Origin of the sequence: Starkeya sp. ORNL1 (genome assembly GCF_012971745.1) — a bacterium.
Lineage (GTDB): Bacteria > Pseudomonadota > Alphaproteobacteria > Rhizobiales > Xanthobacteraceae > Ancylobacter.
On sequence record NZ_CP048834.1, the window covers coordinates 1806588 to 1828453 of the forward strand.

23 protein-coding genes and 1 pseudogene are annotated in these 21866 nt (G+C 67.0%); 12 read left to right on the top strand and 12 right to left on the bottom strand.

What is annotated here, in order from left to right; translation table 11 throughout:
- Window positions 1–533: 533 nt before the first annotated feature.
- From G3545_RS08805 to G3545_RS08815, 3 genes are read right to left on the bottom strand one after another with little or no spacing between them, the layout of a single operon-like run.
- A complete protein-coding gene (locus G3545_RS08805; RefSeq protein WP_170011702.1) occupies window positions 534–2762 on the bottom strand; it encodes a xanthine dehydrogenase family protein molybdopterin-binding subunit in 2229 nt (742 codons plus the stop codon).
- A 6-nt stretch (window positions 2763–2768) separates the two neighbouring features.
- Complete coding sequence (locus G3545_RS08810; protein ID WP_170011703.1) at window positions 2769–3785, bottom strand: xanthine dehydrogenase family protein subunit M; 1017 nt, start codon at window positions 3783–3785, stop codon at window positions 2769–2771.
- Window positions 3782–4336: a (2Fe-2S)-binding protein gene (locus tag G3545_RS08815; RefSeq protein ID WP_170011705.1), complete on the bottom strand. Its 555-nt coding sequence runs from the start codon at window positions 4334–4336 to the stop codon at window positions 3782–3784. The genes G3545_RS08810 and G3545_RS08815 overlap by 4 nt, the downstream gene beginning before the upstream one ends.
- A gap of 430 nt (window positions 4337–4766) precedes the next feature.
- Between G3545_RS08815 and G3545_RS08820 the strand changes: the two genes are divergently transcribed.
- On the top strand, window positions 4767–6146 hold the full coding sequence (locus G3545_RS08820) for an aminotransferase class V-fold PLP-dependent enzyme (protein WP_170011707.1): 1380 nt from the start codon (window positions 4767–4769) through the stop codon (window positions 6144–6146).
- Window positions 6147–6297: 151 nt separating this feature from the next.
- On the opposite strand, the gene G3545_RS08825 is transcribed toward G3545_RS08820, so the two are convergent.
- Together G3545_RS08825 and G3545_RS08830 are read right to left on the bottom strand one after the other, a co-directional pair.
- Entirely contained in the window at window positions 6298–7134 is an 837-nt protein-coding gene (locus tag G3545_RS08825; protein ID WP_170011709.1) for an endonuclease/exonuclease/phosphatase family protein, read from the bottom strand.
- A gap of 187 nt (window positions 7135–7321) precedes the next feature.
- Window positions 7322–7963: a hypothetical protein gene (locus G3545_RS08830; RefSeq protein ID WP_170011711.1), complete on the bottom strand. Its 642-nt coding sequence runs from the start codon at window positions 7961–7963 to the stop codon at window positions 7322–7324.
- A gap of 178 nt (window positions 7964–8141) precedes the next feature.
- On the opposite strand from G3545_RS08830, the gene G3545_RS08835 reads away from it, so the two are divergent.
- Window positions 8142–8330 (top strand): hypothetical protein, encoded by a 189-nt coding sequence (locus tag G3545_RS08835; RefSeq protein WP_170011713.1) that lies wholly within the window; start codon window positions 8142–8144, stop codon window positions 8328–8330.
- A gap of 129 nt (window positions 8331–8459) precedes the next feature.
- Here the strand turns inward: G3545_RS08835 and G3545_RS08840 are convergent, their stop codons facing one another.
- From G3545_RS08840 to G3545_RS08860, 5 genes and pseudogenes are all read right to left on the bottom strand, one after another.
- Window positions 8460–9044 carry a hypothetical protein gene (locus G3545_RS08840; protein ID WP_170011715.1) on the bottom strand — a complete coding sequence of 195 codons (585 nt, stop codon included), beginning with the start codon at window positions 9042–9044 and terminating at the stop codon, window positions 8460–8462.
- A 29-nt stretch (window positions 9045–9073) separates the two neighbouring features.
- Entirely contained in the window at window positions 9074–9523 is a 450-nt protein-coding gene (locus G3545_RS08845; RefSeq protein ID WP_170011717.1) for a hypothetical protein, read from the bottom strand.
- Window positions 9462–10301 carry a DUF1376 domain-containing protein gene (locus G3545_RS08850; RefSeq protein WP_170011719.1) on the bottom strand — a complete coding sequence of 280 codons (840 nt, stop codon included), beginning with the start codon at window positions 10299–10301 and terminating at the stop codon, window positions 9462–9464. Before G3545_RS08850 ends, G3545_RS08845 begins: the two co-directional genes overlap by 62 nt.
- 172 nt (window positions 10302–10473) lie before the next feature.
- Window positions 10474–10713 (bottom strand): annotated as a pseudogene (locus G3545_RS29660) (helix-turn-helix domain-containing protein); the annotation flags it as partial.
- 499 nt (window positions 10714–11212) lie between these two features.
- Complete coding sequence (locus tag G3545_RS08860; RefSeq protein ID WP_170011721.1) at window positions 11213–11494, bottom strand: hypothetical protein; 282 nt, start codon at window positions 11492–11494, stop codon at window positions 11213–11215.
- A 223-nt stretch (window positions 11495–11717) separates the two neighbouring features.
- On the opposite strand from G3545_RS08860, the gene G3545_RS08865 reads away from it, so the two are divergent.
- The 6 genes from G3545_RS08865 to G3545_RS08890 all read left to right on the top strand — a co-directional run bounded on the left by G3545_RS08865 (window position 11718) and on the right by G3545_RS08890 (window position 15728).
- Entirely contained in the window at window positions 11718–12440 is a 723-nt protein-coding gene (locus G3545_RS08865) for a helix-turn-helix transcriptional regulator (protein ID WP_170011723.1), read from the top strand.
- Window positions 12441–12690: 250 nt separating this feature from the next.
- Complete coding sequence (locus G3545_RS08870) at window positions 12691–12999, top strand: hypothetical protein (protein ID WP_170011725.1); 309 nt, start codon at window positions 12691–12693, stop codon at window positions 12997–12999.
- Entirely contained in the window at window positions 12996–13232 is a 237-nt protein-coding gene (locus G3545_RS08875) for a hypothetical protein (protein WP_170011727.1), read from the top strand. Before G3545_RS08870 ends, G3545_RS08875 begins: the two co-directional genes overlap by 4 nt.
- 704 nt (window positions 13233–13936) lie before the next feature.
- Entirely contained in the window at window positions 13937–14158 is a 222-nt protein-coding gene (locus tag G3545_RS08880; RefSeq protein ID WP_170011729.1) for a hypothetical protein, read from the top strand.
- 98 nt (window positions 14159–14256) lie between these two features.
- Window positions 14257–14724, top strand: coding sequence for a DUF930 domain-containing protein (locus G3545_RS08885; RefSeq protein WP_170011731.1), 468 nt, complete (start codon window positions 14257–14259; stop codon window positions 14722–14724).
- Window positions 14725–15107: 383 nt separating this feature from the next.
- A complete protein-coding gene (locus G3545_RS08890; RefSeq protein WP_170011733.1) occupies window positions 15108–15728 on the top strand; it encodes a L,D-transpeptidase in 621 nt (206 codons plus the stop codon).
- Between the two features lie 201 nt (window positions 15729–15929).
- Here G3545_RS08890 and G3545_RS08895 read toward each other — a convergent pair whose 3' ends face one another.
- On the bottom strand, window positions 15930–16310 hold the full coding sequence (locus G3545_RS08895) for a DUF971 domain-containing protein (protein WP_170011735.1): 381 nt from the start codon (window positions 16308–16310) through the stop codon (window positions 15930–15932).
- A gap of 264 nt (window positions 16311–16574) precedes the next feature.
- On the opposite strand from G3545_RS08895, the gene moaA reads away from it, so the two are divergent.
- The 4 genes from moaA (at window position 16575) to G3545_RS08915 (ending at window position 20618) form a co-directional block, all read left to right on the top strand.
- The gene (moaA, locus tag G3545_RS08900) at window positions 16575–17621 is read left to right on the top strand and encodes a GTP 3',8-cyclase MoaA (protein ID WP_170011737.1); all 1047 of its coding nucleotides are present in this window, start codon (window positions 16575–16577) and stop codon (window positions 17619–17621) included.
- A 141-nt stretch (window positions 17622–17762) separates the two neighbouring features.
- Window positions 17763–18065, top strand: coding sequence for a GIY-YIG nuclease family protein (locus tag G3545_RS08905; protein ID WP_170011739.1), 303 nt, complete (start codon window positions 17763–17765; stop codon window positions 18063–18065).
- Between the two features lie 234 nt (window positions 18066–18299).
- Window positions 18300–19481: an MFS transporter gene (locus G3545_RS08910; RefSeq protein ID WP_170011741.1), complete on the top strand. Its 1182-nt coding sequence runs from the start codon at window positions 18300–18302 to the stop codon at window positions 19479–19481.
- Between the two features lie 237 nt (window positions 19482–19718).
- A complete protein-coding gene (locus G3545_RS08915) occupies window positions 19719–20618 on the top strand; it encodes a DMT family transporter (RefSeq protein ID WP_170011743.1) in 900 nt (299 codons plus the stop codon).
- Between the two features lie 127 nt (window positions 20619–20745).
- Here G3545_RS08915 and G3545_RS08920 read toward each other — a convergent pair whose 3' ends face one another.
- Window positions 20746–21849: a TRAP transporter substrate-binding protein gene (locus G3545_RS08920; protein WP_170011745.1), complete on the bottom strand. Its 1104-nt coding sequence runs from the start codon at window positions 21847–21849 to the stop codon at window positions 20746–20748.
- Window positions 21850–21866 lie beyond the last annotated feature (17 nt).

The window sequence follows — 21866 nt, forward strand, 5'->3', positions numbered from 1 at the left end:
CGAGTGCAACGACGACAAACGGCCCTGCCCTCAAGTCAGCCACTTAATTCCCAGCGACCGGACATTAGCTTCGTTTTATTTCGATTTCAACTGCTAAATAATGAAATGGGATTATTGCATGCTTTCCGCAAGCAATCGGCATGAAATTCCCCCAGTGACGGGAAAGGAGATATGAGGCGAATACATGAGATCAATAAAGTAATTTATCGACTCGTGCTCAGAACATTTGTCATCAAATGATAAGAATAACATCATTTTGTCAGTACATCGCCCTGACGATACTCGGCGGAATTAACTCTTAAATAGTTGAGTCGACTTTGACCCGGCCGCCGCTCACACCACAGGATCGCCACTATCCGACACAAAGCCGCCGCAATACCCGCAGTCGGACTGACAATCGAGCATCGAAAAAAGACATCTTGCAGCCAATTCGCGTGATTAACCACACGACCAGTTGCTGCCCGCGACACGTTGTGCCCACGTAAAACGGTAGGGAAGCACCATGTTTTCGCCGCGAAATCTACCGCGGAATACTAGCGCCTGAGCTTGTCGAGCGTGATCGGCAGGTCGCGTACCCGGGTGCCGGTGGCGTGGTACACCGCGTTCGCAATCGCCGCCGCCACGCCGACAATGCCGATCTCGCCGAGGCCCTTGACGCCCAGCCCGTTGATGGTCGGGTCCTGCTCCTCCACGAAGATCACCTCGATGTCGTGCACGTCGGCATGCACCGGCACGGCATATTCCGCGAGGTCGGCGTTCATCACCCGGCCGAAGCCGTGGTCCAGCACGGTCTGCTCGTGCAGCGCCATGCCGATGCCCCACACCACCCCGCCCATGATCTGGCTGTGCGCGGTCTTGGCGTTCAGGATGCGCCCGGCTGCGACCGCGCTCACCACCCGGGTCACGCGGATGATGCCGATCTCCTCGTCCACCTTCACCTCGGCAAACACCGCCGCATGGGCGTTGTGCGCCTTGGAATGGTCGTCGTCGAACTTGGTGGTCTTCAGCTGGTCGATGCGCTCCGCGCCGCCATGGCGCATGGCGTCGCTGATCGAGACGCCGCGCGAGGCGTCGCGCTTGCTCACCAGCCGGCCGCCGGCCAGCTCCACCTCGTCGGCGCGAAGGCCGGCCAGCGGCGAGCCCGGCATTGAGCCGGCGAGTTTCAACACCTCGTCGCGGATCGCCTCGGCCGTGGTCACGATGCCGTTCGAGATCGAGGCGGCAAGCCAGGAGCCGCCTTCGATCGGGCATTGCGGCAGGGTGGAATCGCCGAGCCGCACGCTGATGCTCTCCATCGGCAGGCCCAGCATGTCCGCCGCCACCTGCGCCATGATGGTGTAGGTGCCGGTGCCGATATCGGAGGCCGCGCTCGATACCTCGGCATGGCCATTGGCGGAGAGCACGATGCGCACCGCGACCGGCACCTGCAGCGCCTCCCATATGCCGGAGCCCATGCCCCAGCCGACCAGTTCCCTGCCCTCGCGGGTCGAACGCGGCGCCGGGTTGCGCTTCGCCCAGCCGAACGCCCGTGCGCCCTCTTCGTAGCAGGCGCGCAGGTTCTTGCTGCTGTAGGGACGGTCGTGGTGCTGCTCGCGGTCGGAATAGCAGCGCCGCCGCAATTCCAGCGGGTCGATCTCGAGCTTGATGGCGAGCTCGTCCATCGCGCTCTCCAGCGCGAACATGGCGGTCGCCGCGCTGGGGCAGCGCATGTCGCACGAGGTCGGCAAATCGAGCCGCGCCAGCCGGTGCCGGTAGAGTGCATTGCTGGATTTGTAGAGCAGGCCGGACCAGCCGGTCTCCTGCCGGAAGAAGTCCTCATATTGCGAGGTGATGGTCACCGCGTCGTGGGCGATGGCGTCCAGCGTGCCCTCGCCGGTCGCACCCAGCTCGATCTTCTGGATCATGGCGGGGCGATAGCCGAGCCCGTACATCTGCTGGCGGGTCAGCACCAGGCGCACCGAGCGCTCCAGCCCCAGCGCGGCGAGCACCGCCAGCACCACCTGGTATTGCGGCCTGAGGCCCGCCCCGAAGCCGCCGCCCATATAGGCGGAGGTCACCCGCACATCCTCGGACTTCAATTCGAGCACGCTGCACACATAGCGCTGCACGTTCTGCACGCCCTGGGTCTTGTCGTGCACGGTGAGCTTGCCCCCGCCCTCCCACACCACGGTGGTGGCGAACAGCTCCATCGGATTGTGGTGCTCGATCGGCGTCGAATATTCGCCGGCATGGCGCACCGCGGCCGCCGCATAGGCCGCCAGCGCGTCGCCGCGCGGGAATTGCGGGCCGAAGATGCTGTCCGGCGGCGTGGCGGTGGGCTCCAGCACCACATCCTCGTGGGTGCCGAACACATCGGTGGCGTGCGGCTCCTCCTCATAGGTCACGCGCACCAGCGAGGCGGCGTAGCGCGCGATCTCGGCCTCCTCCGCCACCACGAGGGCGACCGGCTGGCCGTTGAAGACGATGAGGTCGTCATGGAGCGGGCGGAACGGCGAGCCCTTCGGCGCCGCGTCGTCGCTGTACGCCTCGTCGCTGCGCGCCATGTGCGGGCGGTGCTGGTGGGAGAACACGTCGAGCACGCCGGCCACCCGCAGCGCCGCGCCGGCATCGATGCCGACGATGCGGCCCTTGGCGATGCTGGAGGTGACGACATAGCCATGGGCGAGGCCGGGCGTATTGTGCTCCGCCGCGTATTTGGCGGCGCCGGTCACCTTGGCGCGGCCGTCAATGCGGGAGGCGCCGGTTCCGATGTATTTTTCCATGGCTGCTCACCGGATCCTCTTGTCGGATTGCGACTGCGGCGTCGCATTCGCCGCCTGGGTCAGCGTGCGCACGATCGCCCGCCGGGCGAGGTCGATCTTGAAGCTGTTATGGGCAAAGCCCTTCGCGGCGTGCAGCAGCACGTCGGCGGCCCGCCCGAAGCTCGCCGGTCCCGGCTCCTGCCCCTGCAGCGCCGCCTCCGCCGCGCGGTCGCGCCACGGCTTGTGCGCCACGCCGCCGAGTGCGAGCCGCGCCTCGCGGATCCGCCCGCCGCTGAGGTCCAGCGCTGCCGCCACCGACACCAGCGCGAACGCATAAGAGAGGCGGTCGCGGATCTTCAGGTAGGAGTAGTTGGCGGCAAAGCCCCGCGCCGGCAGTTCGATGGCGACGATCAGTTCGTCGGGCGCCAGGTTGGTGTCGCGCTGCGGGGTGTCGCCGGGCAGCCGGTGGAAGTCGGCAAAGGCGATGGCGCGCTCGCCGGAAGGCCCGGCCACCCGCACCTTTGCATCGAGCGCGGCAAGCGCCACGCACATGTCGGAGGGGTGGGTGGCGATGCAGGCCTCGCTGGTGCCGAGTATGGCGTGCATGCGGTTATGGCCGGCAATCGCTGAGCAGCCGCTGCCGGGCTCGCGTTTATTGCAGGGCGTCACGGTGTCGTAGAAATAGGCGCAGCGGGTGCGCTGCAAGAGGTTGCCGCCGGTCGAGGCCATGTTGCGCAGCTGCTGCGAGGCGCCGGCGAGGATGGCGCTGCCAAGCAGCGGATAGCGCTGCGCGATCAAAGGGTGATAGGCGAGGTCGGAATTCGGCACCAGCGCGCCGATGCGAAGGCCGCCTTCCGCGGTGTCCTCGACGGTCTTCAGCGGCAGCCGCGAGATGTCGATCAGCCGCTCCGGCCGCATCACATCCTTGCGCATCAGGTCGATCAAATTGGTGCCGCCGGCGATGAATTTGGCACCCGGCGCGGCCGCGATCTGCCGCACCGCGTCGGCCACGTCGCTGGCCCGCGCATACTGGAAATTGATCATGGCCGCGCCCCCTGCCGGGTATTCGCCGGCTGGTTGCTGGCGACGAGTTCGCCCATCGCCTGCTGGATCGCCGCGAGGATGTTGGGGTAGGCGCCGCAGCGGCAGAGATTGCCGCTCATCAGCTCGCGGATCTCGTCCGCGGTGTGCGCCTTGCCCTCGCTGATCAGGCCGACCGCCGAGCAGATCTGCCCGGGGGTACAGTAGCCGCACTGGAAGGCATCATGGTCGATGAAGGCCTGCTGCACCGGATGCAGCGTCCCGTCGGTCTCCAGCCCTTCGACGGTGGTGACCTCGGCACCGTCCTTCATCACCGCGAAGGTGAGGCAGGAGACGATGCGCCGGCCTTCCACCAGCACCGTGCAGGCGCCGCACTGGCCGTGGTCGCAGCCCTTCTTGGTGCCGGTGAGGTCGAGATGGTCGCGCAGCGCGTCGAGCAGGCTGGTCCAGGGCGCCACCTTCAGCGCCCTCGCCTCGCCATTGACCACCAGCGTGATCTGGATCTTGTCTGGCGCGGGGATTGTCGGCCCCGCCACGGCTTGTGCTCGTTCCATTTGCGATTTTCTCCGCAACGGTCGAGGGGCAAGCGGCCCCGAGGGAATTCACCTCGTTATCGGTAGATCAGCCGCCGCAGTTGAAATCGGATGCGGCGGCGCCGTCAAGCCAGCTTGGAAGCCTTCCAGGCTGACCCGAGGCCGGCGTCGTTCGACGCTCGCTACGCTGGCACCGCCGGATGGCGTGGTCTTTTCAAAACGAACGGCATGCGGTGCGATGGCGGTGGCGGGTGCGCTGCTTCAACATCCTTCGAGGCTCGCTGTGCTCGCACCTCAGGATGACGTGGTTATAAATACGACGTCATCCTGAGGTGCCGCGAAGCGGCCTCGAAGGATACCCACCCCAGCGCACCACCCCACCTCCGCCCCCGCATTGCCCTCCCCCACCCGCCCGCATAGCCTGCCGACGAATCCACCCGGGAAGCACCCCATGCGCGCGCTGGACATCTCCAACCAGGAACTCTCCGCTCTGCTGGAGCAAGCCGCCGGCCTCGCCAGCGCCTACTGGGCCGGCGTCGAGCAGCGCCCCGCCTATCCGTCGACCAGCGGCGAGACCACGGCGCGGCTGTTCTCCCGGCCCTGGGCGGAAGACGGCCGCGGGGCCGAAGTGCTCGGCGATTTCACCACCATCGCCGACCATATCCGCCCGTCCGGCGGCAAGTTCTTCGGCTATGTGTTCGGCTCCGGCGAGCCGGTCGGCGCCATCAGCGAGTTGCTGGCGGCGGTGCTGAACCAGAACGTCACGGCGTGGCGCTCGGCGCCCGCCGCGGTCGCCATCGAGCAGGCCGTGGTCGGCTGGCTGGCCGAGGCGGTCGGCTGCGCCGGCTTCACCGGAAGTCTCTGCGGCGGCGGCTCGGCCGCCAATCTCATGGCGCTCGCCATGGCCCGCGAGGCGACGCTGCCGGCAAACGAGGACGGCGCCCGGCCGGGCGTCATCTACGCCTCCGAGCAGGTGCACATGTCGATCCCCAAGGCGGTGGCGCTGCTGGGGCTCGGCCGCAAGAACCTGCGGCTGATCCCGGTGGATGCCAGTTTCCGCATGCGGATGGGTGCGCTCGAGGCGGCCATCGCGCGGGACCGCGCGGCGGGCCGCACCCCGATCGCCATCGTCGCCACCGCGGGCACGGTGGCGACCGGCGCCATCGATCCGCTGCCGGAGATAGCGGCGCTCGCCCGGCGCGAGGGGCTGTGGATGCATGTCGACGGTGCCTATGGCGGCCTCGCCGCGCTCGCCGCGCCCGAGCAGTTCGAGGGGCTGGCGCAGGCGGATTCGCTGTCGCTCGACGCCCATAAATGGCTGTACCAGCCGGTCGATTGCGGCTGCCTGCTGTTCCGCGATGCCGGCGTGGCGCGCGAGACCTTCGCGCACAGCGGCGATTATGTGAAGGCGCTCAACCAGAGCCCCGGCGAGGTGTTCGCCTTCTTCGAGGAATCGATCGAGCTGTCGCGCCGCTTCCGCGCGCTGAAGCTGTGGATGTCGCTGCAATATCACGGCCGCCGCGCCTTCCGCGACGCCATCGGCCGCGACCTTGCCCATGCCCGGCTGCTGGCCGACAGCGTGACGGCGCACCCCGAGCTGGAACTGCTCGCCCCGGTGCCGCTCAGCGCGGTGTGCTTCCGCCACCGCGCCAAGGACAATGAGGCGATCCTGCGCCGCGTGATCGCCCGCCGCCGGGTGTTCATCTCGAACGCCACCATCGATGGCGGGTTCGCGCTGCGGGCGTGCTTCGTCAACCACCGCACCACCGAGGAGGACGTGGCGGCGATCGTGTCCGAGGTGATCGCGGCGGCGGCGGAGTTGAACGAGTAGCCGGGTGTCGCTCGGCTTGAGCATCCTTCGAGGCCCACGCGAGGCGTGGGCACCTCAGGATGAGGTTCATCTTAAAAAGAACAACCTCATCCTGAGGTGCCCGCCATCGGCGGGCCTCGAAGGATGCCCATCCCCGAGCACCGCCCCCAACTCACCCACTGACCAACCCAACCTTGTCGAAGCTCGCGAGCACGCCGAAATGGTCGGAGATGAACCGGCCATTGCGCTGGATGCGCAGCACCTCGACCTTCGAGACGATCGGGATCGCGCTGTGCTCGGCCTTGAGCAGCACATAGTCGAGACGCTCGTTTCGCGCCGGCCGGTCATCGGCATCCTCGTGGAAGCTGGTGTCGGTCACCACCGTGGGCCCGCTTTCAATGGAGTTGCCGACCAGCGTCCAGCAATCGCACACCCCGCCGAGCCCGATCAGCAGCCTGGCGTAATGCTGCGGCACGTGGGCGGGAATATTGAGGTCGCCCATGATGAGCTTCGGAATCCTGGGCAGGCCGTGCGTGCCGATGAACACATTCATATTGTGGATCTGGCTATAGAGCGTGCTCACCCCGTCGCCGGTCGAGATGTCCTGCGCGTGCGTGTAGAACACATCGACCGGCGTCGGCCAGGACGCGGCCTGGATCCGGATATGGATCATCCCCTTGTTGGCGAAGCAGTCGGGGCCGTCGCAGTCGCGATAGATGAAATCATGCGCGACCGTAATCGGATGCCGGCTCAGCAACAGCAGCCCGCCATCGGATTCGAGATCGGCCTCGTCGGGCCCCTCGCGGAAGAACGGATAAATGTGTCTGAGGCTGTTGCGGATGGTTTTGCGCTCGCCATCGGAGAACACCTCGCAGAGGCCGACGACGTCGGGAAACCGGGCGCTGATCTGGGCGATGATCTCGGCAATGGCGCCGTCGCGGTCAGTGCCGAGATAATTTCCCGGAGCCACCAGCAGCGCCATGTTGTGCGTCATGACGGAGAGCGTCATCGGCTGCACCGATAGCTGGATCCTGCCAGCCGGGCGCCTCAGGAGTGCGCGCAGGCTGGAAGGATTGGCCGGTCCCGCCGTGATGTGACGACCCAGTTGCCGAACCGAAAGCGTCGTGCCCGCCATGGCGCTGCACCCTTCCTGCTTCAACGCGTTTCCTGGATAGGCACGTTCCGGATAGGCAACGCTATTGGCGGTCCTCGACGACAACGACAATCGTGCTGCCTCGGGGCATGGCCGTGCCCGCGGGCGGCTCGCTCCACGCAACATTCTTATAGAAGAGAACTTCCGGGTCATAATCGGACGGGCCGCCCTGGAAATTGTTTCCCTGCCGGTCGCGATACTGGATAGTAAATCCGAGCGAAGAGGCCGACATCAGCCACATGCCCATGTCGTCGCCGTTCTCGACCTCTTCCACGGTGCCCCACGGCGGTACGATCGACGCGTTGACGAGCGCCACCAGCGATTCCAGCGTGCGCTCGAGGCGCGTGAAACGCTCGGCATCGAGCGCCGGCGAACTGCGGATCTGATCCTTGATCCCCTTGATCACCTGCGAAAGGTTCTGCGGGCTTGAACTCGACGTCGCCCAGCGGATGTCGCCCGCGACATTCAGATTGCCGCCCATGGAAACGCCGCCCGGATAGTCACCATTGAAGTTGATGCTCAATCCGTCGGTGGAATCATGAACCAGCGCCCGGCGATGACCGCCGGTCTGGCGGCGGCGGCCCGGGGCGTCGAGCATCAGGTCGGAGGCCGTCGTCTTCAGGACGCTGCCCTCGATGATGAGCCAGTTGCCGTCACCTTCGTCGAGCTTGATGTCCGTCGCCATGCGCGCTGTCTCCCGTCGCCGATCATTCCGGTTGTGGCTGTCTTCGCGGTACGCCGAGGCAGCCAGTCTGCTCGGCCGCCGGCGCATGGTCCAGTCGGAATTACGTTCCGGAAGGTCTCGGCTTGACACCGCGCGCGCCAAAGTGCCGGATCGCCGCGACTCAAGCCGGGAGACCCCCATGACCAATTTCTGCCGCCTGCGACGAACCGAGGATGGGGACTTCATCTATGTGAACCCGGAGGCCGTCCGCTTCCTGACCAAGTCCGGCCGCGGCACCACCATCTGGTTCGCCGGCGACCACGGCATCGAAGTCGAAGGCGCTCCGGACCGGATCACGAAGATACTGGACGGGACGGATCGGGGGTGAGGGTCATCTGCTTGAGCATCCTTCGAGGCTCGCAAACGCTCGCACCTCAGGATGACGTGGTTTTTAAACGCGACGTCATCCTGAGGTGCCGCGAAGCGGCCTCGAAGGATGCCCACCCCCGACCACTCCTCACCCCACCCGCTCCGCATAGCCAAACCCCACCGCCAGTTCATCGAGGCTCATCCGCAGCAGCCAGCCCAGCCGGTCCCGGCCCCGCGCCGTCGGCGTGCCCATGGCGTGGGCGATCTGGGCGATGCTCAGGCCCTGCTCCAGCATGAGCCGCGCCACCAGGGCCGGCTGCACGCCGAGGCCGGCCACGGCGCGGCGCAGCTCGCGGGCGGCGCGGAGCTGGCGGTCGGTGAGGCCCTCGAACGACAGTGCCCCGCCATCCACCCGCTCCTTCGTCGTGTCGAGCGCGCGCACGCCGGCAGTGCCGGCCTCCTCCAGCAGATGCTGCCAATGCCGGCCGGCGATGAACTGGTGCTCGTCGATCTGCCGCCGCGCCCACAGCGCGCCGAGCGGGTCGCCGCGCACATTGCGCGTCACGCGGATGCGAGCGTCGTCCTCGGGATCGCGCACCACGTCATCGAGCGTCACCGCGCCCGGCGGCGCGTCGAGCGCGCGGCGGTCGTGGTCCCAGCGGGCGGCTCCCCGCCTCGGTTGCCCACGCTCGCGCACATAGTCGGCGATATAGGCGTGGCCGGACTTCGCCATCGGCTGATCTCTCCTGCGAAACTTGGGAATCAGGCGCCGAGCGAACGCACCAGCGCCTTGAAGCGCGCCGCCAGCTCGGCGCGGCGCTCCTCGGGAATCGTCGCCACGCACTCCACCCCGGCGCCGAGCAGGCGCCGCAGCCGCGCCGCCTGGTGGCGCACGGGAAGCGTCTGCGCCTCCACCAGCCGGCGCAGTTGCGGCGGGCTCGGCGCGAAGGCGAGGTTCCCCTCCACTTCGCCGCGCAGCCAGCGCGAGCCGGCCCGCGCGATCGCCCAGGCCGGCTCGCCGTCGAGCGCCTCGAAATAGGCGCCGGCGCGGATCCTCGCCGCCGCCTCGCTCAGCGGCTGCGCCGGGAAGGCCAGCAGCAGCGCGGTGAAGCTCGCGCCCACCTCGCGCTCGGTGGCCGGGGCGAGCCGCTCATCCAGCTCTTTGAGGTAACAGCCGATGACCTCCCGCTGCTCGGCCGTCAGCGCCATCATCGCGGGGATCATCGGCGGATGCCCGGTCATCGCCGCCAAGCACGCGCTCAGCCACGGCGGCAATGAGAGCGTCATGGGGGGATCGCGCAGTGGGCGGGCCGCGATAGGCGCTGCGCTGGGCGTTGCGGTTGGCACGGTCCACCTCCTCATTCACCCAGTTGCGCCAGGTCAGCTCCCAGTCGCGCTTGCGCCCGTCCTTGCCGGCCTTGGCCAGCCAGTAGTTGCGGAAGCGCTCGAACGTGCGCGCCGCTGCCGCCACACCGCCGAGCTCGGCCGCCGCCCAGTCGATATTGGCCGGGCTCGGCTGCCAGTCGTCGGCGAGGAAAGCCCCGCGTCCGGAATGGCGCGGGGGCCGGACCTCCGGAGGAGGTACGGGGGAATCTTCCTCTTTGTGGCTGTGGTTGTGGTTGGTGTGGCATTGCTCCGGCTCGGCTTCAGCCGGAGGGTGGCGCGGCTGTGCGTTCGCCTTGGCGAGGCCACCTTTCCGCCCGGCCTCGACGCGCTTGCGATAGCGCTCCTCGGTGCGGGCGAGCTCGGTATCGATGCGCTTGTGGGTCCACGCCTCGCCGAACAGCCCGGCCATGGTCTCGCGCGCGGCCGCCCACTCCTCCTCGGGCAGCCGGCAGATGCGGGCAAGCTTCCTCTCATCATCCGGCAGCGCGCCGTTCTGCCAGTAATGCATGATGAGCAGCAGGTAGGCGCCATGCTCGGCGGTGCTGAGATGGCCGGTATCGGCGAGATAGTCCGCGACATAGAACGGCATCCACGGGTGGCTCATGAGAGGGTGCCCTGCTGCAGCATCCTTCGAGGCTCGCTTCGCTCGCACCTCAGGATGAGGTTCGTCTCCAAAAGCCACGTCATCCTGAGGTGCCCACGCCCTGCGTGGGCCTCGAAGGATGCTCCAGCCGAGCGCCCTCCCTCCCACCCACCAGAAGCGCCGTCAGCGCCGCCACATCCTCGGCCAGCGACGCATCGCGCTGCAGCAGCGCCGCGATCTTGCGCACGCCATGCAGGATGGTGGTGTGGTCGCGGCCGCCGAAGCGCCGGCCGATATCGGGCAGCGAGCGGCCGGTGAGCGTCTTGGCGAGATACATCGCCACCTGGCGCGGCAGCACCACGCCGGCGGTGCGGCGATGCGCCAGGATCTCGGCGGGCTCGACATCATAATGCGCCGCCACCGTCGCCAGGATCCGGGTGATCAGCACCTGCCTGGCGCCACGGCCGCGGCGCGGGCTGACGCGCAGCCAGTCACGGGCCGGCGTACCGGGCATGGGCGCTTCGTCCTCGTCGAGCGGCGGGCACGGCTCGGGCGGGGCGAGCCGCAGCACCAGCCGCATGCCCTCGGCCGAGGGCATCCGGACAATGGCGCGGGCGATCGGCCGGGCCGAGGGGAACAGCCTCTCGTGCACCGGGCTCTTCGGGCGGAACAGCAGCGGCGGCTCGGGCGGCGGCGGCGGTGGCGGCAGCGGCGCCACGCGGTCGCGCTCCAGCCAGAGCACGCGCGGCATGGAAGGCTGGCGTCGGGGCTCGCTCATCGGGCGGCCTCCCGAAGTGGCCGCGCTGAGTGGGCATCCTTCGAGGCCGCCTGCGGCGGCACCTCAGGATGAGGTTGTGTTTTAAAAGACGACCTCATCCTGAGGTGCCCACGCCCTGCGTGGGCCTCGAAGGATGCTGAAGCAGAAGGCCCCCTCATTCCCCCGCCTCCCCGCCGCAGACCGGCAGCGTCTCGAAGCGTTCGCGGGCGGTGCGGAGAATCCCCACCACGTCGACGAGGCGACGCTCGGCGTGGGCCATCTCGCATTGCGCCACCAGTTCGCCGAGCGGCCGGCTGGCGCAGCGCTCCAGCACCACGGCGAGCGCCTGCGCATGGCGGCGCGCCTCCCAGGCGAGTGCGGAGATCTCCACCGCCTGGCCGGCGAGATAGGGGCTGAGATGCAGCACGGAGGGCGTGTCGATCGGCACAGCGTTCATGAATTGTTCCTTGAAGCGGCGCAGCGGCGTGCGGGCACGCCGGGCTCGGCGATCCGGGGCAATGGGCTGATGGGTACGCAGGCGATTGGCTGTCGGAATGGGGCGCGCGGGGGTCGTCGCGCCGGCTCAATGCGAAAAAATTTGCTCTGAGCGCAAATTTATGTCAAGAGAAATTTGCGCTCATAGAAATATGATTTTTTGCCCACATCGCAAAGATGACGCCATGCAGGATATCCAGGATCAGTTGCGCGCGTGGATGGCGGCCGGCTTCGAAAAGCGCGGCCGCGGCTCCAAGCGCGAGCTCGCGCATCGTCTCGGCATTGGCGAGGCGGCCATCTCCAAGATGCTGAGGCCGGAGAAGGGCAAGGGCTTCCAGACCATCGAGCTGGTGTGGGTGCCGGCGATGGAGGAGTTCTTCGGCCTCGAGGCGCCGGTGTCGCTGCAATTGCGCACGCCGTCGCCGACGCAGGACAATGTGGTGCCGATGCGCCCGCGCCCGCCGGTGCCGGCCAATGCGTCGGCGCCGCTGCCGGTGCCGGAATTGCCGGAGCGGCAGATTCCCGTTTATGGTGTTGCGGTAGGGGGCAGTGACGGGCGTATGAAGTTCAACGGCGAACGTCTCGACATGGTCGGCTGCCCGCCGGAACTCAAGAACGCCGCCAATGCCTACGCGGTCTATGTCACCGGCGACAGCATGGTGCCGTCCTTCAAGCCCGGCCAGCTGGCCTGGGTGAACCCCAACCTCTCCGCCCGCATCGGCGACGACGTCATCGTGCAATTGCGCCCGCACGACGAGCACGACACGCCGGAAGGCTTCATCAAGGAGCTGGTGAAGCGCACGCCGAGCAAGCTGATCGTGAAGCAGTACAATCCGGAGATGGAGATCAGCTTCGAGCAGGCCGAGGTGCTCTCGGTCCACGTCGTGGTGTTCGCCTCGCGGCGGTGATCTCCCCTTCTCCTTCTCCGTTCCCCACCGCCGTCATCCCGGCCGAAGCGCAGCGAAGAGCCGGGATCGCGTGAAGGTGCCGCGCAACACCTTCCCACGATCCCGGATCGGCCGTGCCGGCCGTCCGGGATGACGGCGGGTGGGGAGGAAGGATGCCCACCCCCCAATAATTGCTCACAGCGCAATTTTCTCGCTTGATTTAATTTTCTCATAGCGCAAAATAATCTCCATCAACCCGATGGAGACACCCGTGCCGCAGCTCGATTTCCCCGCGCTCAAGCGCCGCGTCGTCGATGTCAACGAGGCGTGGGCGCTCGCGATGCGGGGGATCTGCGCGGAGGCGGCGCGGCAATCCGGGCGGTTCGACGAGGCCGGCTTCGATCGCGCCATCGCCGCCTATGCCCAGGATATCGCCTCCCCTGGCGGCGACTTCATCGCGCTGCTCGACGAGGCCGACGCCGCTGAGGCGCTCATCGAGGAAGCCGCGCTCTACGGCACGTCCAGCGAGGCGGCGCACCACTCCACTTACTTCACCCGCAGCGGCCTGCGCGCCGCGTGACCCGCATTGTGACCATCACCCGCAACGAGGCCGGCATGACCAGGACCAGCGAGCTCATCCTCTCCATCGACGACGCCATCGCCGACGCGGTGTGGGGCATCGACAACCTCGGCGCGCAGCCGATCGACGAACTGACCGAGCGGCTCGACGAGCTCGGCGCCCACATCCGCCGCATCCAGCGCGAGTTCGACGAACTGGCCGACAGCGTGCGCGACGACGACGAGGTGGAGTGAGGAGGCCGCGCTCGGCTTGAGCATCCTTCGAGGCCCGGGAAGCGCCGGGCACCTCAGGGATGAGGTCGTTCTTTTAGTGCGGCCTCATCCCGAGAGCCTGACCGAAAACTCCAATTGGCCCTCATCCCCGGGCTTGACCCGGGGATCCAGCCCCTCCGCATGCACCCGGCCGAAGTCTGGATCCCCGGGTCAAGCCCGGGGATGAGGGTGGAAAGGGGCTCCTCTCAACGGATACGTCGAATTACGGGTCAGGCTCTGACGTGCCGCCGCAGGCGGCCTCGACGGATGCTCACGCAGCGCAACCTCTTTCCAGAATGCGGATAAAATCGTAATAGCGCTTGCCTCACACCATTCGCCGCATCATAGTACCGTCATCCCATTGCCATCCGCGGCGCCTAGAGGGCCTTAACGCCCTCGAACGCTTCGCGATTCCCGCCGCGGCCGGCTGCTGTGCGGGACGTTGCGGAAGCTTCGGGGCGCGCGGTGCCACCCTTCTACCGCACTGCACACCATGCTACGTACCACAAGTCGTATCACGAGGCGTTGAACTTGCATTCGTATCGAAATCTCAGGGATTTCCGCTCCGTAACTTAGATTCGACTTGCAAAAATGTGGTTTCCTGCCAATTTTTGGTCATGTTGCGATGCACACTATAGAACAGGCGCATGAACTCGCTGGCAGGATGCTGCAATGACGAGGTCGCGATGACGAACTGGACACGTTACCCGGAGCCGATGTCGGCGCGCCGCGCTCGCTTCGAGGCAGGACGCGCGCGCCATCATGGCGTCGTGCTACCCACCGGCCATCCCTATTCGCGGCTCCCGCTCTGGGTGCCCTATCTGGTGGCGCGGGTGCTGGCGAAATTCAACGCCATGCGCCAGCCGGTACGCCGGCCGCGCAGCCGGGCGGGATCGCGGCCTTATTGAGGGCCGCCCGCCCGTGCGCCCGCCACGCCCCGCCGACCTGACGTTGCGCGGGGTTTCCTCTTTTGTGGAAATGGATTACCGGTGGCACTGATGCACCGATGGTCCTGACGCCGATGGTCTGCTTCAAGCCCGCCCAGCCTCATCTCATTGGCTGCGCCCTTGCCGCCTGCGTGCTCGCCACGTTCGCGCTGCCGGCCGCGGCGAAGACGCCGCACGCCGCCCATCCCCCGGCCAATGCCGCCGGCAAGATGGAGAAGAGCCTGATGAAGCTCGATCCCACCGAGCTGGCGACGCAGGTGTGCGACCTCAGCGCGATGAAGGCGCTCGGCCGCGACGCCGAGTACAAGAAGACCGACCGCGTGCTGATCGACGCCGCCGAGACACCGAAGATCACCGGCGAGAAGGTCACCGGCGAGGGCGGCGCGTTCCGCATGGGCGATCAATGGTTCCGCTTCGGCTACACCTGCACGCTGGCGAGCGACCACATGAGCGCGGTGGATTTCCGCTACAAGGTGGTCGGCCCGATCCCGGAAGCGAAATGGGCCGAGTTCGGCCTGTGGCATTGAGGGCGGGTCGCTCTGCGTGAACATCCTTCGAGGCCCGGCTTTGCCGGGCACCTCAGGATGAGGTTGTTGTTTTAGAGGAACCTCATCCTGAGGTGCGAGCGCAGCGAGCCTCGAAGGATACCCATCCCCGAGCGCCCCCTGCCCCAGAACCCCATCCATTACCCGCATCTGTTGCAAGCAAGCCGCACCCTCGCGCAAGGCGCTGCGGCGTCACGTGAATGTCAATGCATTGTTCGTATTCCGCCTGCATAGTCCCAGGCGAAAACCCACCCGCATCATGGCCTGATTGCGGCCGGATTGGGCGCGACATGTCGCGGGCGGTTCATCGGGCGTTCAGCGGACGGGCACAATAAGGCGCTCGGACGTCAAAAATGGGGCTGACAATGCGACTGACGAAGCTTGCCGTAGCGGCATTCATCGCGGGGTTGAGCCTTGCCGCGGCAGCGCCGGCAATGGCCTATGACAATTCCGACAATCCTTTCTTTGCGCTGTTCAGCGGCAACGGTTTCCGGCCGTCGAACTTCGGCAACGGGCCGGGCCGCGGCCTCGGCTATTCCGGCTCGCCGATCCCGCGCCAGACCGTGGCGTTCAACGGCAAGTACCGGCCGGGCACCATCGTGATCCGCACCGGCGAGCGCCGGCTCTATCTGGTGCAGAACAACGGCACCGCGCTGAAGTACGGCATCGGCGTCGGCCGCGACGGCTTCCGCTGGAACGGCGTGAAGTCCATCAGCCGCAAGGCCGAGTGGCCGGGCTGGACGCCGCCGGCGCAGATGCTGAAGCGCCGCCCGGACCTGCCGCGCTACATGCCCGGCGGCATCGACAACCCGCTCGGCGCGCGCGCCATGTATCTCGGCTCCTCGCTCTACCGCATCCACGGCTCCAACGAGCCGGAGACCATCGGCCAGGCGGTGTCCTCGGGCTGCTTCCGCATGACCAATGACGACGTGGTGGACCTCTATAACCGCGTCAATGTCGGCGCCACCGTCTACATCATGAACTGATCTGTCTGCTGGGGGGCGGATAGGCGAAGGGGCCGGCGCGAGCCGGCCCTTTTGTTTTGGGGCTGCTCTGCTTGAACATCCTTCGAGGCCGGCCCGATGGGCCGGCACCTCAGGATGACGTCGTCCTTATAGGAACAACGTCATCCTGAGGTGCGAGCGCAGCGAGCCTCGAAGGATGCCCACACAGTACGACGCCACCCCTCAATGGTGCCGCGTCGTCCCCGCCGCGTCGCGCGAGAGGTTCTTCGCCGCCAGTTCCTGCAGATAGCGCTTCCAGCGCTCGTCCTGCTCGCGGCCCAACTGGGCAAAGGTGTCCCAGGTGAAGATGCCGGTGGAATGGCTGTCATCGAACACCAGCCGCACCGCATAATGCCCGACCGGAATCACCTCGGAAATGCGCACCTCGCGCTTGCCCGGCACCAGTTGCCGGTCGGCCGGCGAGTGGCCCTGCACCTCGGCGGAGGGGCTCTCCACCCGCAAATATTCCGCCGGCAGGTCGTAGGCGACGCCATCGTCGAACGCCACGCTCAGCGTGCGGCGATCCTTGTGCAGGCGGATTTCGGTGGGCCAGGCATCCGTCACGTCAAATCCCCATCCATCGCGCCACTTCGCCGTGCGTCGAGGCAATTATCGGGCGCCCCGGGCTTTCACCCGCCGGCGCCGCCTCCACATAATGGGAGTATGCTCGCTCGCCAAGAGACCGGAAGCGGTACCGGAAACGTTACCCTTTGAATGGTTTCAACAATCGGGTGATAGGCAACGCCGCCTTGGCAGCAGGGCGGCGGACGATTAGAACAAATCGAGGCAGCGGCGCCTGACGCAACGGCGCTGCGCATGGAAACGCGAATGGCCGGTCTTCATCCCACGTTCGATGCTGCCCAGTTCGGCACCCCCCGGCTGCCGCTGGTGGATACGTTCGGCCGCGCGGTGAATTATCTGCGCGTCTCGGTCACGGACCGCTGCGACTTCCGCTGCGTGTACTGCATGGCCGAGCACATGACCTTCCTGCCCAAGCCCGAATTGCTGACGCTGGAAGAGCTGGACCGGCTGTGCTCCGCCTTCGTCGCCCGCGGCGTGAAGAAATTGCGCCTCACCGGCGGCGAACCCCTGGTGCGCCGGGACGTGATGACGCTGTTCCGCTCGCTCGGCCGGCACCTGGAAACCGGGGCGCTGGAAGAGCTGACGCTGACCACCAATGGCTCGCAGCTCGCCCGCTTCGCCGATGAGCTCGCCTCCTGCGGCGTGAAGCGGCTGAACGTCTCGCTCGACACGCTGGACGAGGACCGCTTCCGGGCGCTGACCCGCTGGGGCGACCTCAAGAAGGTGCTCGCCGGCATCGACGCCGCCCAGCGCGCCGGCCTGCATGTGAAGATCAACGCCGTCGCCCTGCGCGAGGACAATGAGGACGAGATCCCCGCGCTGATCGAATGGGCGCACGGCCGCGGCATGGACATGTCGCTGATCGAGGTCATGCCGATGGGCGAGACCGGCTCCGACCGCGTCGACCAGTATCTGCCGCTGAGCCAGGTGCGCGCCCGTCTCGAGCAGCAATGGACGCTGGAGGACATTCCGTTCCGCACCGGCGGCCCGGCGCGCTATGTGAGCGTGAAGGAGACCGGCGGCCGGCTCGGCTTCATCACGCCGCTGACGCATAATTTCTGCGAGGGCTGCAACCGTGTGCGCGTCACCTGCACCGGCACGCTCTATATGTGCCTCGGCCAGGACGACGCCGCTGACCTGCGCGCGCCATTGCGCGCCTCCGAGAGCGACGAGGCGCTGCACGCCGCGCTGGACGACGCGATTCGCCGCAAGCCCAAGGGGCATGATTTCGTCATCGACCGCCGCGGGCGGGCGCCTGCCGTGCGCCGGCACATGAGCGTGACGGGCGGCTGAGGGCGCTCGGCTTCAGCATCCTTCGAGGCCGCCTGCGGCGGCACCTCAGGATGAGGTTGCTTTTATAACCACGTCATCCTGAGGTGCCCGGCAAAGCCGGGCCTCGAAGGATGTTCACGCAGCGCACCCTCCGAGCACCGAATGAGCGCCTTCGTCTACATGCTCCGCTGTGCCGATGGCTCGCTCTATGTCGGCTCGACACGCACCGATCTCGAGAAGAGGTTCGCCGAGCACTTGCAAGGCGCATTCCCGGACAACTACACCTTCATGCGCCGGCCTGTTGAACTGATCTGGTCCGAGCATTTTCCGATCATCGCGGACGCCGTGGCGGCGGAGCGGAAGATCAAGGGCTGGAGCCGGGCGAAGAAGGAGGCTCTGGTCAGCGGCGATTGGGAGGCCGTGCGGCGCCTTGCGAAACGATCCGGCGCGCAGGTGGACGAGTAGCGTTGTCCTGCTTCATCATCCTTCGAGGCCGCTTCGCGGCACCTCAGGATGAGGTCGCGTTTCAGAGCACAACCTCATCCTGAGGTGCGAGCACTGCGAGCCTCGAAGGATGCTCCAGCAGCGCACCCCCTCCACGCATAGCAGCCCTGCCCCGGCATACCTTGCTGCAACGCAGCATTCACCGCATAAATCATCGTGATTCACATCGCGCGCGATCTATTCCGGGACGCACCCATGCAGCTTCCGCTCCTTGCCCTTGCCATGGCCTCGTTCGGCATCGGCACCACGGAATTCGTCATCATGGGGCTGCTGCCGGAAGTGGCGGCGGACCTTCATGTTACCATCCCGGCCGCCGGCCTGCTGGTGACAGGCTATGCGCTCGGCGTCGTCATCGGCGCGCCGATCGTCGCCATCATCACCAATGCATTGCCGCGCAAAGCCACGCTGATCGGGCTCGCCAGCGTGTTCGTGCTCGGCAATTTCCTGTGCGCCATCGCCCCGGACTACTGGACGCTGATGGGCGCGCGGGTGGTCACCGCCTTCTGCCATGGTGCCTTCTTCGGCATCGGCGCGGTGGTCGCCGCCAGCCTCGTTCCGCCAAAGCAGCGCGCCAGCGCCATCGCGCTGATGTTCGCGGGGCTGACGCTCGCGAACGTGCTCGGCGTGCCGGCCGGCACCGCGCTCGGCCAGGCCATGGGCTGGCGCTCCACCTTCTGGGCGGTGGTGGTGATCGGCATCTTCGCGGTGGCCGCCATCGCGCTGTGGGTGCCGAAGGCGATCCCGCACACCAGCGGCAACATCATCTCCGAATTCAAGGTGCTGAAACGCCCGCAGGTGCTCTATGCCATGGGCATGAGCGTGCTGGCGTCGGCCAGCCTGTTCACCGTCTTTACCTATATCGCGCCGCTGCTGCGCGAAGTGACGGGGCTGACCCCGCACGCCGTGACCATCGTGCTGGTGCTGTTCGGCGTCGGCATCACCATCGGCAACATCCTCGGCGGCAAGCTCGCGGACTGGAAGCTGATGCCCTCGCTGATGGGCATCTTCATCGGCCTCGCGGTGATCCTCAGCGTGATGGTGTTCACCGTGCCGTTCGAATATGCCGCGGTCGTCACCGTGGTGGTGTGGGGCGTGCTGGTGTTCGCCGTGGTGGCGCCGATCCAGACCCGGGTGGTGGATGCCGCGGTCGGCGCGCCCAACCTCGCCTCGACGCTGAACCAGGGCGCCTTCAATCTTGGCAATGCCTCCGGCGCCTGGATCGGCGGCGCGGCGCTCACCCTCGGGATGAACTATGCCGACCTGCCCTGGATCGGCGCGGGCCTGGCGCTCGGCGGCTTCGCGCTGTGCTTCGCCTCGCAGGCGCTGGAGCGGCGCTCGGGCGAAGTGATCGGCGCGGCGGTGGGCGCGGCGGAATAGGTCGTTCTGCGTGGCCATCCTTCGAGGCCGCTTCGCGGCACCTCAGGATGAGGTCGCGCTAAAGATGAACCTCATCCTGAGGTGCCCGGCCATCGGCCGGCCTCGAAGGATGCTGAAGCAGAGCACGCCCGGTAAGCACGCTGAAACAAATCGTGCGCAAACAATCCGCGCACCGGCCCGAGAATTCAGCTAGAAGGCGCGCCATATCATTTGTGCGCCTACCTTCCGAAACCTCCCATGCCCTCCGCCCACGCCAATCACCGCGGCATCCTGCTGATCCTCGCCGGCACCGCCGTCTTCTCCGCCAACGACGCCTGCTCCAAGCTCGCATCCGAATATATGCTAGCTTCGCAGATCATGGCGGTGCGCGGCATCATGGCGGCGCTGATGCTGGCCGTCATCCTCGGCATGCGCGGCCAGTTGACCGGCGTGCGCCACGCCGCCGACCGGCAGGTGCTGCTGCGCTCCAGCGCGGAAGCCGTGAGCGCCTTCCTCTACATCACCGCGCTGGGCTATATCGGCCTCGCCGACGCCGCCGCCATCATGCAGGTGTCGCCGCTGGTCACCATGGCCGCGGCGGTGGTGCTGATGGGCGCGCGCATCGGCTCCGCGCGCTGGCTCGCCGTGATTGCCGGCTTTCTCGGCGTGCTGCTGGTGGTGCAGCCGGGCGCCGGCACCTTCCAGGTGGCGGCGCTGCTGCCGGTGGCCTCTACCTTCCTGATCTCGTTCCGCGATTTCACCACCAACCGCATCGCCGCCCATGTGCCGACGCTGATCGTGACGCTGGTCACCGCCTGCTTCGGCATGCTGGTGGGCCTCGTCGGCAGCGGCTTCGAATCCTGGCAACCGCTGGGGCTTGCCGCCTATGCCATCCTCCTCTGCGGGGCGCTGACGCTGATCGGCGGCCACATGCTGGTGATCGCGGCGTTCCGCGCCGGCGATCCCGCGGTGGTGTCACCGTTCCGCTATGCCGGCGTGCCGTTCGCGGTGGCCTATGGCGCGTTCATCTTCGGCATGCGCCCGGACGGCCTCGCGCTCGCCGGCATGGCGCTGATCATCGCCGCCGGGGTCTATACGGTGCGCAACCAGCGCCGCGAAGCGCTCACGCCGGAGCCGATGCTGGAGCCGGCGGAGTAGGTCGTCCTGCTTCAGCATCCTTCGAGGCCCGGCTTTGCCGGGCACCTCAGGATGAGGTCGCTTTTAAGGAACAACCTCATCCTGAGGTGCCGCGAAGCGGCCTCGAAGGATGTTCGCGCAGAGCGCCCTACCCCCGCGTCCGCGCGCGGATCATGTAGCCGTCATAGGGATATTCCCCGACCTGCCACCACAGATATTCCTCGTTGCGGAAGTTCAGCATCGACTCATAGATGGTCTTGAAGTCGGCGTTCTTCGTCGCGATCTCGGCAAACATCTCGGTCGCGGTCTTGTAGGCGGCGTCCATCACCGGGGCGGGGAAGGGGCGCAACTGGGCGCCGGCGGCCACGAGGCGGCGCAGTGCGGCGGGGTTGCGGGCGTCATACTTCGCCAGCATGTCCTGGTTGGCGGCGGCGGAGGCGGCCTGGAACACCGCCTGGTAGGCTTTCGGCAGCTTGTTCCAGGCGGCAAGGCCGACCACGAAATGGATGGTCGGCCCGCCTTCCCACCAGCCGGGATAATAGTAATAGGGCGCCACCCGCACGAAGCCGAGCTTCTCGTCATCCACCGGGCCGACGAATTCCGCGGCGTCGATCACGCCCTTTTCCAGCGCCGGATAGATGTCGCCGCCGGCAAGGTTCTGCGGCACCAGCCCGTGGCGGGCCAGCACCTGGCCGGCGAGGCCCGGCAGGCGCATCTTCAGGCCTTTCAGATCGGCGAGGTCCTTGATCTCCTTGCGGAACCAGCCGCCCATCTGTGCGCCGGTATTGCCGCCGGCGAAGCCGATGACATTGTACTTGGCGAGGAAGGCGTTCTGCAGCTCCAGCCCGCCGCCATGATAGAGCCACGCCGTCTGCTGGCGGGCATTCAGGCCGAACGGCATGGTGGTGAAGGGCGCGAAGGCCGGGTCCTTGCCGATGTAATAATACAGCGCGGTCTGCGCCATCTCGACGGTGCCGTTCTGCGCCGCGTCGAACGCCTGCAGCCCCGGCACCAGCTCGCCGGGGGCGAACACCTCGATGGTGAAATTGCCGTCGGTGGCATCGCGCACATATTTCGCCAGCACCTCGGCGGTGCCGTAAATGGTGTCGAGCGACTTCGGATAGGACGAGGTGAGCCGCCATTTCACCTGCGGCGCGCTTTGCGCGATGGCCGGGGACGCGACAGCGCCCGCCGCGGCGGCGAGGCCGGCGGTCTTGATGAGGCGGCGGCGGGAGGGCGTCGAAGGCGGCATTGGCGTTTCCTGTTGTT

What these genes read in the sequence shown, in the direction of transcription:
- G3545_RS08805 (WP_170011702.1), bottom strand. Translation starts at nt 2,762, where the DNA reads ATGGAAAAATACATCGGAACCGGCGCCTCCCGCATTGACGGCCGCGCC.
- G3545_RS08810 (WP_170011703.1), bottom strand. Translation starts at nt 3,785, where the DNA reads ATGATCAATTTCCAGTATGCGCGGGCCAGCGACGTGGCCGACGCGGTG.
- G3545_RS08815 (WP_170011705.1), bottom strand. Translation starts at nt 4,336, where the DNA reads ATGGAACGAGCACAAGCCGTGGCGGGGCCGACAATCCCCGCGCCAGAC.
- G3545_RS08820 (WP_170011707.1), top strand. Translation starts at nt 4,767, where the DNA reads ATGCGCGCGCTGGACATCTCCAACCAGGAACTCTCCGCTCTGCTGGAG.
- G3545_RS08825 (WP_170011709.1), bottom strand. Translation starts at nt 7,134, where the DNA reads ATGACGCTCTCCGTCATGACGCACAACATGGCGCTGCTGGTGGCTCCG.
- G3545_RS08830 (WP_170011711.1), bottom strand. Translation starts at nt 7,963, where the DNA reads ATGGCGACGGACATCAAGCTCGACGAAGGTGACGGCAACTGGCTCATC.
- G3545_RS08835 (WP_170011713.1), top strand. Translation starts at nt 8,142, where the DNA reads ATGACCAATTTCTGCCGCCTGCGACGAACCGAGGATGGGGACTTCATC.
- G3545_RS08840 (WP_170011715.1), bottom strand. Translation starts at nt 9,044, where the DNA reads ATGGCGAAGTCCGGCCACGCCTATATCGCCGACTATGTGCGCGAGCGT.
- G3545_RS08845 (WP_170011717.1), bottom strand. Translation starts at nt 9,523, where the DNA reads ATGATGGCGCTGACGGCCGAGCAGCGGGAGGTCATCGGCTGTTACCTC.
- G3545_RS08850 (WP_170011719.1), bottom strand. Translation starts at nt 10,301, where the DNA reads ATGAGCCACCCGTGGATGCCGTTCTATGTCGCGGACTATCTCGCCGAT.
- G3545_RS08860 (WP_170011721.1), bottom strand. Translation starts at nt 11,494, where the DNA reads ATGAACGCTGTGCCGATCGACACGCCCTCCGTGCTGCATCTCAGCCCC.
- G3545_RS08865 (WP_170011723.1), top strand. Translation starts at nt 11,718, where the DNA reads ATGCAGGATATCCAGGATCAGTTGCGCGCGTGGATGGCGGCCGGCTTC.
- G3545_RS08880 (WP_170011729.1), top strand. Translation starts at nt 13,937, where the DNA reads ATGACGAACTGGACACGTTACCCGGAGCCGATGTCGGCGCGCCGCGCT.
- G3545_RS08885 (WP_170011731.1), top strand. Translation starts at nt 14,257, where the DNA reads ATGGTCCTGACGCCGATGGTCTGCTTCAAGCCCGCCCAGCCTCATCTC.
- G3545_RS08890 (WP_170011733.1), top strand. Translation starts at nt 15,108, where the DNA reads ATGCGACTGACGAAGCTTGCCGTAGCGGCATTCATCGCGGGGTTGAGC.
- moaA (WP_170011737.1), top strand. Translation starts at nt 16,575, where the DNA reads ATGGCCGGTCTTCATCCCACGTTCGATGCTGCCCAGTTCGGCACCCCC.
- G3545_RS08905 (WP_170011739.1), top strand. Translation starts at nt 17,763, where the DNA reads ATGAGCGCCTTCGTCTACATGCTCCGCTGTGCCGATGGCTCGCTCTAT.
- G3545_RS08910 (WP_170011741.1), top strand. Translation starts at nt 18,300, where the DNA reads ATGCAGCTTCCGCTCCTTGCCCTTGCCATGGCCTCGTTCGGCATCGGC.
- G3545_RS08915 (WP_170011743.1), top strand. Translation starts at nt 19,719, where the DNA reads ATGCCCTCCGCCCACGCCAATCACCGCGGCATCCTGCTGATCCTCGCC.
- G3545_RS08920 (WP_170011745.1), bottom strand. Translation starts at nt 21,849, where the DNA reads ATGCCGCCTTCGACGCCCTCCCGCCGCCGCCTCATCAAGACCGCCGGC.